The organism is Leptospira venezuelensis, from assembly GCF_002150035.1.
GTDB lineage: Bacteria > Spirochaetota > Leptospiria > Leptospirales > Leptospiraceae > Leptospira_B > Leptospira_B venezuelensis.
Genome location: NZ_NETS01000006.1, coordinates 316,886 through 335,967 on the forward strand (window position 1 = coordinate 316,886; position 19,082 = coordinate 335,967).

23 protein-coding genes are annotated in these 19,082 nt (G+C 36.9%); all 23 read right to left on the reverse strand.

Annotation, left to right across the window (positions count from 1 at the left end; genetic code table 11):
* Window positions 1–63: 63 nt before the first annotated feature.
* Window positions 64–882, reverse strand: coding sequence for a transposase (locus B1C82_RS01910; protein ID WP_086445916.1), 819 nt, complete (start codon window positions 880–882; stop codon window positions 64–66).
* A gap of 70 nt (window positions 883–952) precedes the next feature.
* On the reverse strand, window positions 953–1,432 hold the full coding sequence (locus B1C82_RS01915; protein WP_086445917.1) for a L,D-transpeptidase family protein: 480 nt from the start codon (window positions 1,430–1,432) through the stop codon (window positions 953–955).
* Window positions 1,433–1,630: 198 nt separating this feature from the next.
* Complete coding sequence (locus tag B1C82_RS01920) at window positions 1,631–2,320, reverse strand: hypothetical protein (RefSeq protein WP_086445918.1); 690 nt, start codon at window positions 2,318–2,320, stop codon at window positions 1,631–1,633.
* Between the two features lie 390 nt (window positions 2,321–2,710).
* Window positions 2,711–3,223 carry a hypothetical protein gene (locus B1C82_RS01925; RefSeq protein WP_086445919.1) on the reverse strand — a complete coding sequence of 171 codons (513 nt, stop codon included), beginning with the start codon at window positions 3,221–3,223 and terminating at the stop codon, window positions 2,711–2,713.
* A 276-nt stretch (window positions 3,224–3,499) separates the two neighbouring features.
* Window positions 3,500–4,210 carry a hypothetical protein gene (locus tag B1C82_RS01930; RefSeq protein ID WP_086445920.1) on the reverse strand — a complete coding sequence of 237 codons (711 nt, stop codon included), beginning with the start codon at window positions 4,208–4,210 and terminating at the stop codon, window positions 3,500–3,502.
* Between the two features lie 164 nt (window positions 4,211–4,374).
* A complete protein-coding gene (locus B1C82_RS01935) occupies window positions 4,375–4,935 on the reverse strand; it encodes a class I SAM-dependent methyltransferase (protein WP_157894084.1) in 561 nt (186 codons plus the stop codon).
* A gap of 260 nt (window positions 4,936–5,195) precedes the next feature.
* The gene (locus tag B1C82_RS01940) at window positions 5,196–5,615 is read right to left on the reverse strand and encodes a hypothetical protein (RefSeq protein ID WP_157894085.1); all 420 of its coding nucleotides are present in this window, start codon (window positions 5,613–5,615) and stop codon (window positions 5,196–5,198) included.
* A gap of 368 nt (window positions 5,616–5,983) precedes the next feature.
* The gene (locus B1C82_RS01945) at window positions 5,984–6,544 is read right to left on the reverse strand and encodes a hypothetical protein (RefSeq protein ID WP_157894086.1); all 561 of its coding nucleotides are present in this window, start codon (window positions 6,542–6,544) and stop codon (window positions 5,984–5,986) included.
* Window positions 6,545–6,751: 207 nt separating this feature from the next.
* Window positions 6,752–7,324, reverse strand: a complete 573-nt coding sequence (locus B1C82_RS01950) for a hypothetical protein (RefSeq protein ID WP_086445924.1) — start codon at window positions 7,322–7,324, stop codon at window positions 6,752–6,754.
* 174 nt (window positions 7,325–7,498) lie between these two features.
* The gene (locus B1C82_RS01955; protein ID WP_086445925.1) at window positions 7,499–8,062 is read right to left on the reverse strand and encodes a hypothetical protein; all 564 of its coding nucleotides are present in this window, start codon (window positions 8,060–8,062) and stop codon (window positions 7,499–7,501) included.
* 240 nt (window positions 8,063–8,302) lie between these two features.
* Entirely contained in the window at window positions 8,303–8,977 is a 675-nt protein-coding gene (locus B1C82_RS01960) for a hypothetical protein (RefSeq protein WP_157894087.1), read from the reverse strand.
* Window positions 8,978–9,173: 196 nt separating this feature from the next.
* Complete coding sequence (locus B1C82_RS01965; protein ID WP_158666937.1) at window positions 9,174–9,665, reverse strand: hypothetical protein; 492 nt, start codon at window positions 9,663–9,665, stop codon at window positions 9,174–9,176.
* Between the two features lie 229 nt (window positions 9,666–9,894).
* On the reverse strand, window positions 9,895–10,374 hold the full coding sequence (locus B1C82_RS01970) for a DUF4145 domain-containing protein (protein WP_335900641.1): 480 nt from the start codon (window positions 10,372–10,374) through the stop codon (window positions 9,895–9,897).
* 397 nt (window positions 10,375–10,771) lie between these two features.
* Window positions 10,772–11,188: a type II toxin-antitoxin system VapC family toxin gene (locus B1C82_RS01975; protein ID WP_086445929.1), complete on the reverse strand. Its 417-nt coding sequence runs from the start codon at window positions 11,186–11,188 to the stop codon at window positions 10,772–10,774.
* Window positions 11,166–11,426: a ribbon-helix-helix protein, CopG family gene (locus B1C82_RS01980; protein WP_086445930.1), complete on the reverse strand. Its 261-nt coding sequence runs from the start codon at window positions 11,424–11,426 to the stop codon at window positions 11,166–11,168. Before B1C82_RS01980 ends, B1C82_RS01975 begins: the two co-directional genes overlap by 23 nt.
* 296 nt (window positions 11,427–11,722) lie before the next feature.
* Complete coding sequence (locus B1C82_RS01985; RefSeq protein ID WP_086445931.1) at window positions 11,723–12,085, reverse strand: hypothetical protein; 363 nt, start codon at window positions 12,083–12,085, stop codon at window positions 11,723–11,725.
* A gap of 305 nt (window positions 12,086–12,390) precedes the next feature.
* Window positions 12,391–12,777, reverse strand: a complete 387-nt coding sequence (locus tag B1C82_RS20540; protein WP_157894088.1) for a hypothetical protein — start codon at window positions 12,775–12,777, stop codon at window positions 12,391–12,393.
* 287 nt (window positions 12,778–13,064) lie between these two features.
* On the reverse strand, window positions 13,065–13,790 hold the full coding sequence (locus tag B1C82_RS01990; protein WP_086445932.1) for a hypothetical protein: 726 nt from the start codon (window positions 13,788–13,790) through the stop codon (window positions 13,065–13,067).
* A gap of 841 nt (window positions 13,791–14,631) precedes the next feature.
* Window positions 14,632–15,180, reverse strand: coding sequence for an SH3 domain-containing protein (locus B1C82_RS02000; protein ID WP_106407690.1), 549 nt, complete (start codon window positions 15,178–15,180; stop codon window positions 14,632–14,634).
* A gap of 456 nt (window positions 15,181–15,636) precedes the next feature.
* Complete coding sequence (locus B1C82_RS02010) at window positions 15,637–15,918, reverse strand: BrnT family toxin (RefSeq protein WP_086445936.1); 282 nt, start codon at window positions 15,916–15,918, stop codon at window positions 15,637–15,639.
* 294 nt (window positions 15,919–16,212) lie between these two features.
* Window positions 16,213–17,007 (reverse strand): hypothetical protein, encoded by a 795-nt coding sequence (locus tag B1C82_RS20495; protein ID WP_106407688.1) that lies wholly within the window; start codon window positions 17,005–17,007, stop codon window positions 16,213–16,215.
* A 190-nt stretch (window positions 17,008–17,197) separates the two neighbouring features.
* Window positions 17,198–17,647 (reverse strand): hypothetical protein, encoded by a 450-nt coding sequence (locus tag B1C82_RS02015; protein WP_157894089.1) that lies wholly within the window; start codon window positions 17,645–17,647, stop codon window positions 17,198–17,200.
* Between the two features lie 527 nt (window positions 17,648–18,174).
* Window positions 18,175–18,801, reverse strand: coding sequence for a hypothetical protein (locus tag B1C82_RS02020; RefSeq protein WP_086445938.1), 627 nt, complete (start codon window positions 18,799–18,801; stop codon window positions 18,175–18,177).
* Window positions 18,802–19,082: the final 281 nt, after the last annotated feature.

Sequence of the window (19,082 nt, forward strand, 5' to 3'; positions counted from 1 at the left end):
AAATATAGCGTAACCCGAGCGAGTGGTCGCTAAGCAATCTCGAAGCACCGATGTTATGCGCCGTTAATTAAACTCATCCGGAAAAGTCCGACGTGCAATTCGTTTAATGAGTTCATTATTTTTATAGTCTATCTGAGTAGCTCTTCGAAAATATAAAACAGATTTGATTTTATCACCTTTAATTTTCCAATAAATAGCTAAATTATATAAGGCACTCTGACATTTGATGGTTTCAGAATCTAATTTTCCCCACTTTGAGTAAGCAAATTCTAAATTACACGTAAATTTTTCCAAACAATCTAAGGTTTCGAGTAGCTCTGTTCTTATTTCAGGATTTTCATCGTCCGCTAGTAATTCAATAGAGGTCTTTAATTTCTTAGGAACTAAACGTTGTTTTATATCCTCTGCTTTCCCTTCAATTGTATTACATTTCTCACAAGCGGTTAACATCAGCTTTAATGTGTTTTTGGATAGATCAACAAGTCGGACAGAGAACATATTAGTAATATTATATTTTTCTGAGATTTCATTACTTTTCGTAATTATCATTAAAAAATCAATATTGAATACTTCGATAAATCTTTTGCCTTTACCACTTGCGAATGCCTTCCAAACCTGATTCAAAGAATATTTTGCAAAGTCCTTAGAAAGATCGTTCACTTTTAAATATTCCACTTCCCCCAAAGTTTTATAGATCTTTTCTTGATCTTCTAAACTTTCGATTCCGGAAAATAGTAATCCGATTCTATTTCTTTCATCATAAAATGTTCTTAATCTAAGCTCTTCTGGATCATTTGATGACTCTGGTAAGTAAACAGTCAATTCCTTAGAGAATAGATTTATCGTACATAAATATAATAGTGCTATAAAGATCTTATTCATATTTAATTAATGGCGTTTAACGACCAAGCCTTGGCAACGTTCCGGATCGAACAGCAAATATTTAAATTGATCATGGTTCAATTGTGATTTTTGAACCAACCGGAACGATTTCTATCAACTTATCCATTTGTTCATTAGTAATTGCAATACATCCATGAGTCCAGTCCCAAAATGTATGTAAGTTCCCTACCCAATTCCATTTTGTCTGCATTCCATGAATTAGGATTCCACCACCGGGGTTTACTCCATTTTCCTTTGCCTTTTTTATCTGATCAATCTTTGGATAAGAAATATGGAAAGCTTTATAGTATTCCCAATCATTTATAAGATAATCTAGCTTATATTCTCCTTCAGGGGTTTTGCCATCACCTTCTTGCAACTTATTCCCATCAGGATTGAATCCAAGTGAAATATTCAGTTCCAGGATATTTACACCATTTTGAACTACAATAAGCTTTCTTTCACTTTTCTTTACGGTTACAGAAGTAATTTCTTTAGATGATAAAGAAAATGAAGCTGTTAGAATTATTAGAGCTAAAAGTTTTTTCATTATTAAATAATATCTTTCCAGAATGTTCGCCTAACGACCAAGGTTTTCCGATGTTTCGCGAGTGCGTAAGCACTTGGCGCAAGGCTTTCCATGCAAGAAGAGTGACGAAGCGAAATGTGGCAAAGCCCGAGCAAGAGTTGCAAAGCAAGCCCGCAGCGCTGCGGAAGCACCGACAGTTAGGCGATGGTTTTGAATTTACTAAAGCTCATCACAATATGCTTCATAATTATAAAGCCTTTTTGAAAGAATATGAGCGATTGTCTCTTCATTTATTTCACACTGAAATTCTCTCTTAAGAGTTGGACCAACACATTTCGGAGGAAGTACATGCTTTCCGAAATTAGTAATTGTGTGCTTTAGAATTATATTTCGCGAATCAATTTTAAGAACTTTTGTTTCACATTGATAACAAACAGCACTAGTTTGACAAGTTGCTATTGTTTGGGCATTGTTATTAGTTATAATATTAACAGAATCTAACTTTCCGTGGAATTCTTTCAAATCTATCGAAAAATTGAATGGCATTAATGAAATAAGTTCACTAATTCCTTTTTCTTTGTAACTGTCTAATAAGTCTTTATATTTCTCCGTTGAATCAGTAAGAAAATACCCCAAGGTATACCCTTCCAGATTCTCTGCCTTTATTTTATACCACGGAGAAGAATACTTATAAAATATATCTCCAGTATTGATAGGATCCCCATCAATTATCACTTCACTATGGTTCGCAAGTTTAGTTAAAATATTTGAATTAACATCATGGCTTTCGTAGAGAAAAATCCCAGGTTCATAATTGACAATGACTGCGTTTCCGTTTCCTCTTTTTTCCTTAGCGCACGACAAAATGTTCATAAACAAAAAGACTAAAGTTAATATAAATTTTCTCATACTATTTACCAGTGGTGATCTTCAAAACTTTCGCTTAACGTCTAACGCTTGGCGACGTTTCGCGAGTCAGTAAGAACTTGGCACGAGACTTGCCTTTGCGAGATGAGTGACAAAGCGGAATTTGGCGAAGCCCAAGCAAGGGTCGTGAAACGACCCCGCAGCGCAGCGACAATTTTTAGTTATCTGCTTGTGCCGCGCCTCAAATGTATAACCAAGCGAAGCCAAGGAAGAAATCGCCTTCATCTATTCTCCTCAAAGTATTAAAATTGCGAATCTGAAAGTTTAAGTTCGAGATAAATTATTCATCCAAACTCCGTAAACAAAAACTTATCATTTCTAAGCTACTATGGCGCAGGGACTGACATAAAGGATTCTTTGAAGAAGGTAATTTTATGGACATTTTTTTTTCCTAAAAATCATTTCATCGTACGTGCCATTACTATATGAATAAAATTTCTTTGAATCTTCTTCATATACAAGGTCATTTACAAAATTATCACCAAATGAATAATCCATTGGGACGTAAAGGAAAAGCGAATGAATTGCTTTTCCTTTTCTCCAATCTTTTTCAATAAAATTCTGAATCCAAAATTTTACTTTTATTTTTTCATTTCTTTTATCAAGGAATTCTACCGTTTCAAAATATTCCTTTCCGCAGAAATTTATACTTACTTTAACTTTTCCCTCAGCGATTTTATTACCAGTCGCCTCCCACAACCCTACTAAAAAATGCTCATTTTTAAAGCGGAAGTTATTTTTTTCCGAATCAATTTCTCCCATCTTTTTTATTTCAATGCCGCCTAAATTACCCTCAGCACCTGGTTGATTTGCTTTCATTTTGCAGAAATATATAGACCAACCGATAATCAATAGAACAAAGATTATAATTACTATTCTTTTCATTGATTACTCATTATTAGATCCGTATTTACGCAATAAGGCTCTCCTTTTCTCCAAGTAAAGATTATTTACTCGACCTACAATATTCATTTATTATTTTCCTGCAAATTGAATATCTTTCTAAAAAATCTTTTAACTTTAAGTAAAATTAAATTTCTTTATCTTAATCAATACTCAAAGCCTGCCATGGACGGCAGGCACTATAATGAAGGGTGCGGCATAGCGATCTCGAATCGAAGCGGAAGCACCGATAGTTAGGCGAAGTAGTCCGATCGTTAGCTATGGTATGTTGATAAACTCTCCAAAAACCCAGCCTACATTTGGATAACACCCATTATATGCGTTTGAAGACACAGCAATTAAATACCAATAATTTTCCCACTGGGCAATTTTCACTTTTTGAGTTTGGCGCCCAATTATAACGATATCATTTCCAGTTGGAATATATTCACTTTCAACCTGTTGATGACCTTCATCGATAAAGCTACATTTGAAAGAAAGAGAATTCTGATTTGGGGTATCACGAAATTTAACATTAGACGTTGTTTGAGAATTAATAAGTCCAATAGTGACTAACTCTATCCCTTTATAATTTCGCTTTTGCCCCGATCCTAACTTACTATTATAATTCCAATAAAACAAATTCTCTCCACAATTTAAGCGCTGAGTATAATATAAAGATTGATCTGACTTTTCTAAAAAGCACTTCTTATTCTTAACTGGCTTATTTTCTGGAGTACACCCAGGATTCTTCTCAGGTTCTAAAAACAGGTGATTACTTTTAATTTCATAAGAGCCGTTATAACCCCCGCATCCTTCTCCAGCATATAGTTCAGTATATGTTTGATTTTCCTTGAACTCCATTACCCAGCCCTCGCCTGTTACAATGTCTGGTCCCCAAGCTGTTGTTATGAGCAAATCTTTATCAATAGCATTGCTTGAGCATGAAAACAACAAAATGGACATACTTAAAAGGTACAAAAGTTTCATTATCGTTTTAATTAATTCCTTATTACTTTCAATTTTGGACCATTACGTCTAATGACCAAGCTGCTCCGACGTTTCGCGAGTGCATAAGCACTTGGCGCGAGGCAATCCCGCAGCGATGCGTCAGAGCCGACAGTTATGCGCTGCTTTTTTTACAAATATTTGATTTATTTTTTTGAAATAATTACAACATGATTATCAAAACTTTGATCATTATTCTGATAATCAATATTGAAAATTTTTTGAATCTTCAGATTATTCATTAAGAGTAATTGAGAAATATCTGTAATAGAATGATAAAAAAAATAAAGTTCTCTTCCATCTTTTCCTATTTTAATACCTGAATCGTTCGGATTTCCTTCGACAATACTTAAATATAGAATCCCGCCATTTTTCAACGAATCAAATAGTTTTGGAAAAAGGTTTTTGATATCTATAAATGGTATGTAAGGCAAACAAAATCCCATAATAATTCCATTAAGATATTCATGTTGAGTTTTGAAATGTCTTAAATCTGAAACATTAAAAATGCATTCTGGATTATTCTTTTTAGCTAGAATAATCATTTTATCTGAAATATCTATACCACTTATATTAAGATCATTTCTTTTTCTAAATAAATAATTGGTAATATTCCCAGGCCCACAACCTAAATCTAAAACATTTCCGTTTAGAGGAATTTGATCGGAAAAATAATTGTAAGTTTCATTATACAGAGGAAAATCCATAAATTTCTCCTCATATAGGCTTGCAATTTCGTTCCAAGTATTGAAAGTTTCTTTAAATTTTTCCATATATATTAAATCAAAATATTTAATTTTTGTAACTAGTATAAAATTTCAAAATAGTTGCGCATAACGACCAAGCCTAGCCGACGTTTGCGATGGCCCGAGTTTGCACAGGCAAACGAAGTGATAGACGTAAATGTGCCGAAGGCCGAGTGAGTGGTCGCGTTAGCGATCCACGAACGAAACGGAAGCACCGACAGTTAGCCGCCGGTCTTATCTAGTAAAATCAGTTTTTCATCAACCCTATCGATAAACGAGCGATATTCAAATGGAATGTTATCCCTTACAACATCAAATAGCCAATATCGACGCTGATCTTCAAAATTGGCTTCGATATAAAACCCACCTTGATCTATTTCATCTGGATGGCCAAATTTAGAGTTGAAGTCCTGAATTAAACAGCGAGGAAAATGGACTAGTAAATCTTTAGTAATAATATATTTTTCTTGCGGTTGAATTTTATATTCCCCGTTAAAAGGATGACCGACTGATGAAACCTGATCCAAATAATTTCTAGAAAGAATACCCCCTTCCAATTTAAATATATTTACGCAGCGAAATATACATTCTCCAGCATATTTACCGAATATTAAAGAATTTCCTTCCGACTCTAAGTTCATCTCTCTTCTACAAGAAATTGTTAAAAGTATAAGCAGGATGATTTGGATATTAAATCTTACTACGAGATACATATATTAAGACTGGCGTCTAACGACCAAGGTGTTCCGACGTTTTGCGAGTGCGCAGCACTTGGCATGAGTCTTGCCCTGCAAGACGAGTGACAAAGCGAAATGTGGCGGAGCCCGAGCGAGTGAGTCGCAAAGCGTCTCCGAGCTTAGCGGAAGCACCGATAGTTAGGCGCAACTTTTTTCGCAAACAATTTAAGAATTTCCTAATTTTAACGCTCGGTTTGTTCGTCTTCGCATCCACTCCCAATCCAACGTATTGGAAGTTTATAGTTCCACATAAAGAAGACTACGCTTCGCAATTACCATATTTTCCACCAGGGTTTTGAAAAAGCATACTTGTTATAGCTACCGCCTGTCAAAGTTTGCGTATCGAGGTCATACGCAAATAATACCCATTCACCAGCATCGTCAATCGGGTCATATGAAAGCCCTGTCACTACATTATTCTCAACTCTTAAATCCTTTAAATCATCCCAAGATATTCTTTCTGTGTCCCAGTGAGTCCCGTTCGGTTCAATTATTGTCAACTTTAGCTCATCTTGCAAGACTAACCGATTATTACTGGCTTCAAAAATATCACTAAAGCTACCCCCAAAAACTGAAATTGCTTTCGAATGGTTTGGATCCATTAGATAGCAAGTTCCACAAGCAATTATTAATAGCTCTTGAATCATTTCAAATTCTATTACACGTTTTAACTTAGTCCAACCCGGCTTAAAGTTTGCAACCCAGTCAGTCCCGTCTGAATTGTAAAATCGAACAGGAAATCCTTCTGAATAGAATAATTGTCCGTCTTCTGTTATAGGAATGTACATTGGACCGTAAACCGGCAATGATTCTAAAATTTCGTATCGTTTCACTGAAATCTCTTTCACTCTTTTAAATATCGTTATAAAAATGGCGCCTAACGACCAAGGTTTGACGACGTTTCACGAGTGCGCAAGCACTTGGCGCGAGGCTTGCCATGCAAGACGAGTGACAAAGCGAAATGTGGCGTAGCCCGAGCGAGTGGTCACGTTAGTGATCCACGAGCGGAGCGGAAGCACCGTAAGTTATGCGAAGGTTGGCTAACGACTAAAAGTCAATTTTAATTTCTCAAATACAGAAACAGCGTCTTTCACTATAACCACTTTTCGATCTATAAAATCATTATCACGACCTTTCAACTCTTTATTCGTTTGAAGATCATAGATTGATTTTAGTTCTCTAATTATTTTAAAACTTTCATTAAAATAGAAACGTTTTTCTACCCTAACATTCCCATAAAAAGTTGAAAGATTCGAAAATACGAAAGCTATTTTACTGTTATCGTAGAAATAGTATTCAGTTGTATGAACCCAATCTCCTGATGGTGTGCTTTCTTCTAATAATATTGAAGATACATTCTCATGATCTTTAAATATTCGAATGAAGCTTAAGATATCTTCTTTCTTTGAGTTTTTATCAAGCGTTTCCCAATTAGATAGATCTTTCGTATTTTCATTCCAATATCTAACATATTGAATCGAATTATCTGAGTTAGCTTTTTGAAATTCTTGCGCACTTTTGTAAATTTCTCTGATTTGCAGAATTTCATTAGATTCTGAGTATGCAGAGATAGCAATGAATAATATGAACAGTAAAGATGTCTTTTTAACCATTTTCGATATTAGAATATTATTTTGCCAACTTTCGCATAACGACCAAGGTGTTTCGCGAGTGCGAAGCACTTGGCGCGAGGCTTGCTTTGCAAGGCGAGTGACAAAGCGAAATGTGGCGTAGCCCGAGCGAGTGGTCGTGTTAGCGATCCACGAGCGGAGCGGAAGCACCGATAGTTAGGCGAAGGTATTCTCATCAATTTCAGAGAAACCATCCTCCAATATTTTGCTCATTCCTTTTCTTTCTTTCTTAAATCTTTCGGACTTCACTTTTTGGCTATGTCTATTCTTATCTGATTGAAAATGTATGTTGTTCTCAACTAGAAATGAGCCAGGCTGAACCATTAACCCATTATATATACAATCATCAAATCCACAATTGTGCTTTGAATACTCTCCAAAATTACGATGTCTTATGCGTTTTTCTTTTAATATCCTCTCTTGATTTGCAATCACATTTGCCCAAATCTCTCGTTCATCGGCAACTGTGAGCATCTTTCCCAAAGTAGTAACGCGAACAAACGTATCCGGATCTTTTATTTGCAGAAAATCGAAGGTCTTCTTGAATATTTTATGAGCATGTTCCCTTATTTCAATTTTCTCTTCTATACTAAGTTTTTCATTTTCTGAAATAGATCGATAAAGACCAAGCGTATTAAAATCAGTATATTTCTTATAATTATCTATATAGAAAATATATTCTGCTAATTTTAAGGAATTGAATTTTTTTCCTATTTTCATCTTTAGATTTCCATGATTTTTTTATGAAAAATATTGAGAATACTTTCGGATAACGACCAAGGTGTTCCGACGTTTTGGGTTTGGCACGAGCTTGCCACTGCAAGCGCAGTGACAATGCAAAATGTGGCGTAGCCCGAGCGAGAGTCGCGTTAGCGATCCACGAGCGGAGCGGAAGCACCGACAGTTATGCGCAGTAAGCGCGCTACTCTATATATAATAATTTTGCTTTATATAGAATTACTAACGCCAAAAGTGCCACCACTTCTTCTCTTCTTTCCATTCAAGAACACTTTCGATGATTGAGTTTCCACTATCTGAATCCGTACTGACTTTAATACCTATTGCTGATTTTCTTTCAATATCACTTCGACAGTCTATATAAGTCCATTTCCCCTTATCTTCATCGAATCCAGTAAAAACTATCTTTTCGAACAAGATCCAATTCAAAGTTCGCGTTAACACTCTATCGATACCAGGAAATACTTTCTCCCTTGATTTGCCATCATTCTTTAGATATTTAAGTTCAGGAAAATAACTATCATCACAAAGGGCGCCATAACCAAGGCCCAAATCTTCTAAGAAATTGTAGCCTGCACAATAATAATCATAAAACATGATTAGAATCATAGGTAGCCTTTCTGAGCCCTTTATTGCCTCTTCAAGCAGCTTAGTAATTTTTAATTTTTCAAATGACCCTTGATCAATATATCTTGTCAGAATGCTTTGAATTTCGTATTTAACTGACTTTTTACGATAATCTAAGGACATTAAGTCTAAATAATCATCTTGTGAAAGTAAACGTTCTAAGCCTTCGCTTTTGAATACCCAATCTTCAAATTCATGAATAGCAATGGATACATATAGCAAATCGTATATTTGCTCATTCAATTCCGAAAGAAAATTCTCGCTTTTCATTGAAGATTACTATTAAGAAAAATGCTGCGCGTTTATTGCGTATAACGACCAAGGTGTTCCGACGTTCGCAACGGCGCGAGTTTGCCATGCAAGTGCAGTGACAATGCAAAATGTGGCGAAGCCCGAGCGAGTGGTCGCGTTAGCGATCCACGAACGAAGCGGAAGCACCGATAGTTAGACGCCGTAACAGACTTTTCTAATATTCTTCGTATACATTATTATAGTCATAATATGCGGAAGTATAACCATATTTCTTACTACAGCCCAAGGTCACTCTCTCAAGATCATCCATGCCATTAGGAAATTCAAGATAGTTAATACAAACACAACTCTTTTCTTTATCGAGCATAGAAATGAAGCCACTATAATTTGCAGATTTGCTAATGCACTCGGAAATCCTCATATCAGGTTGATAGCTTACTATTTTTCTTTCAAATTCTTCTAAAAATTTATGAAGCGAACCCGTTCGAATTTTAGCAGTAGATTCCGGATATGTTAATTGGCACATTTCTTTACATTGATTTTCACTTCTTTCTTTTCCATATAAAGTTAAATTCACATAAACTAGATAATTTGTTTTGTTAATACATACTTTATTATTAAAAGGAGACAATTCTCCTTTTTTACAAGTGAGCCACCCTTCCTTTGTAGGATCAAAATTTGAGAGTGTTGCAAATCTATTGCTCACATTGATAGATCCCGCACAACTGAAAAGAAAGATGATAAAGTGTATATTTAAAAGTTTCATTCTGTTATGGCGTCTAACGTCCAAGGTTTGACGACGTTCCGCGAGTCCGTAAGGACTTGGTATGAGGCTTGCTGTGCAAGACGATTGACAAAGCGGAATGTGCCGCCGCCCGAGTGAGTGGTCGCGAGCGATCCACGAACGAAGCGGAAGCACCGTAAGTTAGACGCCGTCATTTTTTTCTCTTTAAATTAGTCGCCTTTTTTGGGATTACATAAATTGCATCAAGTATATGTTCTAAAATTTCTATGGCTAACTTAAGTTTGTCTTTATCAGGCTTTTTCAATCTGTGAAGAGCTGTGTTTCCCAAAAAACGGTGCTGATGAAGAATATTAGCTTGCTTCTCAGTGAGCAAATTTTCCTGTGTTAACCCATTAATTTTGCCTTCAAGATTTCCTTTTTGCTTTGTTACGATTTGGCCATTCTTGTCCTTTTCTTCAACAGGGCCCTTCTTAATCTTTTGGTCAGCACAAACCCCCTCTATCATAGCACGAAGACCAGCTGCACAAAGAATTAAATTTTCTTTATTATAGCTTTCAAGCGTCTCCGCATATAATTCCTCAATCTGGCGAGGTAGACTAAAGAAATATTTTGATTCTAAATTTCCCTCTTCTCTCTCGGGATAAACCGTAATAGTTTCTATACTCTCAATGGAACCATCTGCATTATAAGTAAAATCATCTTAATTAGTAGAAATCTTCAGAAAGGAAACATCTTCACAACCGTTACATTCCAAGATAAAGTATATTTTTTCCCATCCTATATCTGGACCCTCTGCATACCCGGTAGCCTTATGTTCTCCTTTAACGGTGTGCTTAGTTGTATTTCCACATCGCAAGCAATGAATTCTTTTAATTTCTGACATTTTCTCTCTCAAAGGAAAATTAAATGATGGCGTCTAACGACCGAGGTGCTCCGACGTTCGCAACGGCACGAGTTTGCGCATGCAAACGAAGTGACGGACGCGAATGTGGCAAAGCCCGAGCGAGCGGTCGTGTAAGCGATCCGCGAGCGGAGCGGAAGCACCGACAGTTATACGCTGGGCTGGCTTAATTCTTATATAAATTTGCGAGATATTTGCCTTTGAGAGTTTTGTATATGGAGAAGTCGGAATCTATACTAATAATATTATAGATACCTTCCCTTTCTGCTATGCACATTAAAGATGCGTCAGCTAAATCCATTGGCAAATCTGAATACTTTTGCATCCTACTCTTTATATATTTTAGGTCTTCTAATGTTATATCTAAAATTTGCAGACTTCCACGCTCTATCCATTCCAAAAAGTCAGATTGGGCATTTATAGAAAAAGAAAGTAAATAGATTACCTCTGTAACCACAGGCCAGGTAGTAAACAATGATCCTTTAAATCCTTTTAGGAATTTAAATACTGATTTATGATAATTGTCTGATGAATTGAATAATGCAATGATAGGGCCAGAATCAACGAGAGCGGCGTTTTTCATTCTTGTCCTTTAGTATGTTTTTCAATGCACTTTTCCTATTTTGAGATAATTCCTGATTGTTGGCGGAATGCTTACCAAATAGATCTTCACCCAATTCAAAGGGTGTTTTATTTGAGCTATGATTTTTAATATATTCAAGAATCGATTCTTTTACAATCTCAGAGCGACTTTTACCCTTGGATTTTGCAAATGAATCTAATTGTCTTTCTAAATCGGGTGGTATTCTTAAACTGATCACAAATTCATTGTATCACTATTTTGTATTACAATCAAGAGTATTATCCAATTTTTCGGAAAAAATCAATTTTGCCAGCCTTGCGTATAACGATCCAAGGCTTGACGACGTTGGCGAACCCTGAGCCTCCAAAGAGGCGTTAGGGTCAGGCGCGGGTTTTGACACCGCAAAAGCCGTGACTGGAGCCAATGTGCCGAAGGCCGAGCGAGGGTTGCGAAGCAAGCCCGAAGCGAAGCGTCAGAGCCGACAGTTAGGCGTAGTTTGGCGCTAATAAAGTAAGATAGATTATTATAGAATCACTATAATTTAGCCCGAACAAATCTATAAAAATCTGAGGGAGGAGGAATATCATGCCAATTAAAACTTTCGAGAGTCGCTAATGCACGAACCCGAAGTATCATCCACATAGGATCAGAAATCAGAGCCTCGCTAGTCGAATGCTGAGCACTAATATCGCCGCTATTCTGATCTAGTATCGAATTAATTTCTTCTAATAATTTAATTTGTTCCTTATTCAAAGTGTTATCAAGGTCACTTTTAACGGCTTGATATGCATTATCAAAATCAAGAGCAAGTTCATCAGCTATACAAACAAAATCTGGAAAAAGCCTACTCTGAGTTTCCGCCGATTGAGCGAGTGCTTGGAGAGCGTATTTTAACAAGATTAATTTTTCCGTAATAGGCAGATTAGTCATTGGGATAATTTATTTGGCTTATAAAGATCAAGCCGATAGTAAATTTAAAAATTATTTGAGCTTAACTTATTCGCTTTTATAATTTAATTTTCGCCAAATTACGCCTAACGACCAAGGTGCTCCGACGTTCGCAACGGCACGAACTTGCGCAAGCAAGTGCAGTGACGGACGCGAATGTGCCGAAGGCCGAGCGAGAGTTGCGAAGCAATCTCGAAGCGAAGCGTCAGAGCCGACAGTTAGGCGCTGGCCCTATCTTATTAAAGTGAATCGGATTAAAACACATCGTCACAGGAACATTCAGCGAGGCTTGTAGAAATAATGGAAGGTACTCGACATATCTCAGCAAGTCTTGCTCCATCTCCTGCTAATTCATAACAGTGCGCCTTGTCTCTTATCGATTCAGAAGATTTCGCAATTTTCAAAGCAGCTACTAACTGGATCCAAAAGGGATGAGCAAGCCACGCGAAACATACCAATCTGCGAACAGGTGCTATTTCTAGTTCATCGTGAAGATTTCTGTATCTACTATTGCTCACCTTTTTTACTATAAAATTATCCAGATTGGATTTACTAGTAAGCGATCGACATGAATCAGAATAAATTGAGTCAGTAATAACAGTAAGAACCACGAAAATAAGTAATAATATTTTCTTTCTCATAACACACCAATTATTAAGATGAAACGTTAGGAAAAACAAGTAATTATTTATAATAATATAATATTATCAATAATTTAATGCATATTCTGATCTGAAATCCCATTGATAAAAGCGATATTTTAGGACTTGCGCCTAACGACCAAGGTGTTCCGACGTTCTGCGTTTGGCACGAGCTTGCCATTGCAAGCGCAGTGACAATGCAAAAATGTGGCGCAGCCCGAGCGAGGGTTGCGTTAGCAATCCCGAAGCGTAGCGGAAGCACCGACAGTTAGGCGTAGTTGGTTAGTTCAGGATTCATCCCGCATTTTTCGAAAGAGAGCTTTTGACTCTCGAGCCCATTCTCCAAATTTGCTAACAGATTTTTTAATATTTTCTCCGTATGGGTTTAACAGATCAATAATACCTTCATTTATCGTATAATCAAGTTTTTCAATTTTTCCTATAAAAATAGTAAGAGGTTCGAAGACTTCATTCTGGAAGCCAAAATTAGCATTTCTATAGTCATAAATATCAGTGAAGCGCTCATATTTTTTCCCACATAAATCTGCCACTTTCACTATCGCATTCGATACTTGTTTTCGATAGTTTGCTAAATCTTTTAAATATTCCTGCAATTTACCGCTTCTCAATGAATCTCGCCAGGAATTTGCCAGAACACAGCCTGTATCGTATACATATTCTGCCTCTTCTAAGGCAGAATATATCTCATCAATAGCCTTACGCTTTTCAGGATCCGGTATATGGATTTTTACTTTTTTAACAGTGGCGGGTTGAACAACTAGCCTCGTTGATTTATTATAAAGGAAGACAGATATTCCAATAACTATTAAACCTAAAAAGATAATTGTTATTCGAGTTAGTGGATGCGTTAACCAGGTCGGTGGAGACTCGATAAAAGAAGCAATCCATTGTTCAGGAACAATGCCGGTAAGTAAAAGTATTGCGCCAATTATTGCTTGGAAAATCGATCTGACCAAAGCACCAGCCATGTGAGACAACAACCATTTAATCATATCATTTCTTCAACGAAAACTATTTTTAACCAATTACGCCTAACGACCAAGGTGTTCCGACGTTTGCGATGGCGCGAGCTTGCTCTGCAAGCGAAGTGACAGAAGCAAATGTGGCGTAGCCCGAGCAAGGGGCGCGAAGCGACCCCGCAGCGCTGCGGAAGCACCGATAGTTAGCCGACGTTACCTTCAAGTAGTAGCGACGACAAATCCTATGAATATAACAGGCAAAGCTATAAGAAAGTCTGCAATTGCAGATAACGAAAGCGAATATAACCAAGAAAAATACTTCGACGATGTATCATTATTCAATTCATTTCTAAATGAATTTATAAACACTACCAAAGACCAACCAATTCCCTTCATTAAAATGAATATAAAAATCGCCAAAGAAAAAGAATCGAACTTCTCAATACTTAAGCAATATTGAAACGTTGGAACGAATAGATAATCGGTTAAAGTGAGAAAAAAACTGAAAAAATATGTAAACGGGCTTTCAAATTTAGAATCAGTAAGCCTGCGCGAAATCAGCCAAAAGTTTATAAGAAATTTTAATAATAGATATAGCCACAAGGATACTGCCTCATCGATAAGAAAAGTATGCGCTAACAATAAAAAATGGTATATCATCTAAGAATTCTTGGTTCAAACATATTTCATTAGTAATGTCGGCTAACGACCAAGGTGTTCCGACGTTTGCGATGGCGCGAGACTTGCTCTGCAAGACGAGTGACTGAAGCAAATGTGCCGAAGGCCAAGCGAGAGTTGCGAAGCAATCTCGAAGCGAAGCGTCAGAGCCGATAGTTAGACGGCGTCCAATTATCCAACTAATTAAATCAACTAATTATTTCGAAAAACATTGCTCTCTATATTGTTTCGAGTCTGTTCTAACATCATTACTATTCTGAAAATATTTTTTTCTATCTTCTGAATCGGGTGTCCAACCATACATTAGCATACTCGACGGACCGCCTCCTTCACACTCTTCACCACAATCGCAATCAGGATGATTAGGCATCTTCGAACAATTAGACTTAGCTATACTGGCTTTACAAATTTTATAACAACAAGATTGAGCACTCTCAAAAGAAATATAAAGTTTATTTTTAAACTCGAAAGGCTTTAAAAATGCGCCAAAAACAAAACCTATCTTATTCTGAAAATTAACTTTCACCCACTGCGAATTTTGGCCTGCGACATTCTCTCTTTTGGGCTCATATTGCAAAATAATTAGTTCATCTTCATTGTTGAATATATGAATAACTTTTGATTTTATCGAGGGCTTTTCCCTTAAATTAACATTCGTACCATTTATCAGAAATTTTTCTTCTGCAAATAATGAGAAAGTAGAAATTAAACCTATAAAACAAAGAGAAAAGAATACTTTGCACATAAATATAATCTTAATTGGATGCCGTCTAACGACCAAGGTTTGACGACGTTCCGCGAGTCTGACGGACTTGGCGCGAGGCTTGCTTAGCAAGACGAGTGACAATGCAAAATGTGCCGAAGGCCAAGCGAGAGTCGCGGAGCGATCTCGAAGCGATGCGTCAGAACCGATAGTTAGGCGACGGCTCTGCAGCTAATACAACAAAATTAAGCCACGGATGGCGTTAGTAATTATTTAGGAGCATAATGCTCCGTATATAAATCCAGAACCTTTTTTATCATCGTCTGATAAGGCACACCAGATCTTTTAGATTCCTTTTTAAAGAACGAAATACTCTTTTTACTTAAGACTATAGTTATTCTGGAATTGTCCTCTTTCAAAACGAGCTTACTCGGAGGAGGTAGAAAATCATCAACTACTATAGAAGATTTGATAGAAGATGATATAGATACTGGCGCATCAGTGTATTTTATTTTCTTTTTCATAAACTTTCTTACCTTGTCTCCAATAACCTGCCCCAAAGATTCGGATCTTGTTATTTCTAACAGTAAATCTTACTGTCGAAACATGCGAATCAATGAGACCAAAGCAATAATATCTCTTTTCAGATTCAGAAGAATGAGTAACATCTAAAGTAATAACCCTGTTTGGGTCCAAGAATGCCCGTTGAGCCTCAAAGAAATCAATTCCATGTTTCCGCAGATTTTCTTCGTTCTTTGCAGGGTCCCATTCAAACTCCATCTACATAGAGAATAGGCGCTGGCTATATCTTTGTCAATACATATAATTATACATATTTTTATGTGTATTTAAAAATTAAGAACTTGTAGATAAGGCGGGCACGGAAGCCCGCAAAACTTAAAAACAATGTCGTGCAGAGCTGTTCGCCTAACGACCAAGGTGTTCCGACGTTTGCGAGGGCACGAGTTTGCTCTACAAGGCGAGTGACAGAAGCAAATGTGGCGAAGCCCAAGCAAGGGTCGCAAAGCGATCCCGCAGCGACGCGGAAGCACCGATAGTTATGCGACGTCGCAATTAAAATAAACAATTAATTACTTTATCAAGATAACGACAGTTTGAAGGAAAATACGGATACTTTAATTCAGATTTAATCTCTTTCCAGTAGGTTTGCGCTACTTGTTTCCTATTAACAGCATATCCCACTGAATCATTAGCTTTACAATCCTTTTCAAGTAAGGACTTGTTAAATTTCATATCCGATAAGTATTTATCACCATTATAATCTTTTTGGTACGTAAGTTTTTTAATTTGGTATTCCGATTGAAAATCAGACTTCGGCAAAAACCCGGCAAATTTTCCATATGAATCTTGAACTCCAATATACAAGGGAGTAAGGACAATACCAGCATCTGAATTTTTAACTTCGCCAATCTTAATTAGTAAAGGTTGTTCGTATTGTTTACCCTTGAGTTCTAAAGATCCAGCCCACCCTGGCCATATTTCCATAGAATAAAATAATTCTTCGTTGAGATAATACTTCGTACCTTCTGGAACTTCTGTAAAAACATTACATACAATAGATTGAGGACTCAAAATTTTCTTAAATGACTCTTCTATCAGAGTGTCCTTTTTATCAATCCAACATTCGTGATTTGCAATTTTCACGAGATGATCTTTGTCTACTTTTTCAATTTTAAGTATATCTCCGAAATTAAAGCTCTTTTTATCTGTTCGATAGTTGTTTTGATTGGGTTTACAAGAGACATTTTCTTTAACTATGATCGCGATCCTCATCTCGAAAGATTCAGTTAGTTCCTCTTTATGGCAACCCATTAGTAACATAATAAATAGAATGATCTTTTTTATCATAAAATATTTTGCGATGTCCGCATAACGACCAAGGTTTGACGACGTTCCGCGAGTCCGAAGGACTTGGCACGAGGCTTGCTTCGCAAGACGAGTGCCAAAGCGGAATGTGCCGAAGGCCAAGCGAGAGTCGCGTAGCGATCTCGAAGCGCAGCGGAAGCACCGATAGTTAGACGCCGTAATTATTACTTAACTATTTCAAATCAAAAAAGCAGAAATCATCATTGCTTACTGCCTTTGAGAATCGCGAGAAGCCTGGAATCGGGTTTAGATCTTTAACTTGCAAATTAAATTTCATATGATCATCCTTTAACAATATTTCTCCCACACAAACAAGTTTAAGATCAAGTTTTCCATATTCTTTAAGTTTATCGGATAAGCCACATTCGTTAATACAAATTTGCTTAGGTTGCTTTCTTTCATAAAGGCAAGCACCCAGACATTCTCCCCCTTCGATAATTGCACAAGGCGCTTCAAAATTTATAACATTTGTCTCAATTGACCATTTCCCTTTTTCAATTGATAACCTTTCCGATACTCCGTAAACAGGGAAAATGTCAGATTTCATTATTGTATGATCTTTAAGAAACTTTAAACCGTGAGACTCTTGAGTATCATCAAAGCATTCTGAACCTTGACCCAAACAACCTCCTCTGAAATTAATCGGGAAATTTTGTTTACTAAGCTTCGAACAAGAAGCTGCCTTCTTAGTTTCAGTAAGGGAGGGCTCTCTATTTAAATTGACCCTACAAGCAAGAATTGAACAGCTAAAGAAAAGAACACAAATTTTTATTATATAATACTGCATATTATAATTATGGCGTCTAACGACCAAGGTGTTCCGACGTTTTGCGCGTCCGAAGGACTTGGCGCGAGACTTGCCCTGCAAGACGAGTGACAAAGCAAAATGTGGCGTAGCCCGAGCGAGTGAGTCGCGAAGCGATCTCCGAGCGTAGCGGAAGCACCGAAAGTAAGACGCAGTCGCAAGTTTTACTCAGATTTTTCAATTTTAGGCACTAATTCATTCATCGTGTAATGAACGAATTGTGTACCTAATTCAGTAAGCTCATATCCTTCTTTATCATCGAAAGCGGACTTCATATAAGGAGACCTTTGAGTCTTTTCCTTTGCTTTTTTAACGAAATTTCCATCATAATCTATTATCCGTTCTTATCTTATGACATGGCCAATACTTAGATCATGAACAACTAACTTAAATAAATCTGCTTCGGCTGAATCTTCACGGACTTGCTCTCCATACAGCGATTGCCACATTTTAAAACGGGTTATTCCTTTATTTTGATAAATTAGTGAGATTAAATCAAGATGCAACTCACTAAATCTACTCACCCAATCAATAAATAATGAGATAACCGTATCAGGAGTAATCTGACTAGCAGCGGCATTGGTAAGTAAATTCCTTAAATAAAATCTTTTCTTTTCCGATTCACCTGCCGACCAATCACGATAAACCTTTTTAATTAGATTCAGATATCCATCGCTAGCGATCCTGTCTTCAATAACTGGATCATGAAGATCCAATTTATTAAATACTTCAGTTAGTGTGATCGCTATCTTTTCAACTTCTTCGGCTTGAATTTTAAGCCATGTTTCTAACAGTTTATTAATTCGAGCTTGTTCTGTTTCAGACCAAGCTCCCGCGCCGGCACTGAAGGCACTCCCAACAACAGGAACACCTCCCAAAAGATTCAGTATAACTCTAATGAAAGCAGGTCCCTTCCCGCTACTTATTGCTTTTTCAAGATCATTTTTTACATTATCTGATTCGTCGGTCATTTGGAATTTCCTTTGCGATTGCGTCTAGCGACCAAGGCTTGACGACGTTTCGCGAGTGCGTAAGCACTTGGCGCGAGAATCGCTCTGCAATTCGAGTGACAAAGCGAAATGTGCCAGAGGCCGAGCGAGAGTTGCGAAGCAATCTCGAAGCGAAGCGTCAGAGCCGATAGTTAAGCGAAGTAAAGCCCGAACTAAAGAGATCTTACTTTTATATTATTTCTTAGTTAAGAAATCGAAAATTTTAGTAAAATCTTTTCCAGAAAGATTTTCATTCACACTGA

Bases quoted from the DNA above. Each gene is read 5' to 3' on its own strand.
- B1C82_RS01990 (WP_086445932.1), bottom strand. From the start codon at position 13,790: ATGATTAAATGGTTGTTGTCTCACATGGCTGGTGCTTTGGTCAGATCG.
- B1C82_RS20540 (WP_157894088.1), bottom strand. From the start codon at position 12,777: ATGAGAAAGAAAATATTATTACTTATTTTCGTGGTTCTTACTGTTATT.
- B1C82_RS01955 (WP_086445925.1), bottom strand. From the start codon at position 8,062: ATGAAAATAGGAAAAAAATTCAATTCCTTAAAATTAGCAGAATATATT.
- B1C82_RS01915 (WP_086445917.1), bottom strand. From the start codon at position 1,432: ATGAAAAAACTTTTAGCTCTAATAATTCTAACAGCTTCATTTTCTTTA.
- B1C82_RS02020 (WP_086445938.1), bottom strand. From the start codon at position 18,801: ATGACCGACGAATCAGATAATGTAAAAAATGATCTTGAAAAAGCAATA.
- B1C82_RS01975 (WP_086445929.1), bottom strand. From the start codon at position 11,188: ATGAAAAACGCCGCTCTCGTTGATTCTGGCCCTATCATTGCATTATTC.
- B1C82_RS20495 (WP_106407688.1), bottom strand. From the start codon at position 17,007: ATGATAAAAAAGATCATTCTATTTATTATGTTACTAATGGGTTGCCAT.
- B1C82_RS02010 (WP_086445936.1), bottom strand. From the start codon at position 15,918: ATGGAGTTTGAATGGGACCCTGCAAAGAACGAAGAAAATCTGCGGAAA.
- B1C82_RS02000 (WP_106407690.1), bottom strand. From the start codon at position 15,180: ATGTGCAAAGTATTCTTTTCTCTTTGTTTTATAGGTTTAATTTCTACT.
- B1C82_RS01960 (WP_157894087.1), bottom strand. From the start codon at position 8,977: ATGAAAAGCGAGAATTTTCTTTCGGAATTGAATGAGCAAATATACGAT.
- B1C82_RS01950 (WP_086445924.1), bottom strand. From the start codon at position 7,324: ATGGTTAAAAAGACATCTTTACTGTTCATATTATTCATTGCTATCTCT.
- B1C82_RS01935 (WP_157894084.1), bottom strand. From the start codon at position 4,935: ATGGATTTTCCTCTGTATAATGAAACTTACAATTATTTTTCCGATCAA.
- B1C82_RS01925 (WP_086445919.1), bottom strand. From the start codon at position 3,223: ATGAAAAGAATAGTAATTATAATCTTTGTTCTATTGATTATCGGTTGG.
- B1C82_RS01910 (WP_086445916.1), bottom strand. From the start codon at position 882: ATGAATAAGATCTTTATAGCACTATTATATTTATGTACGATAAATCTA.
- B1C82_RS01920 (WP_086445918.1), bottom strand. From the start codon at position 2,320: ATGAGAAAATTTATATTAACTTTAGTCTTTTTGTTTATGAACATTTTG.
- B1C82_RS01940 (WP_157894085.1), bottom strand. From the start codon at position 5,615: ATGAACTTAGAGTCGGAAGGAAATTCTTTAATATTCGGTAAATATGCT.
- B1C82_RS01930 (WP_086445920.1), bottom strand. From the start codon at position 4,210: ATGAAACTTTTGTACCTTTTAAGTATGTCCATTTTGTTGTTTTCATGC.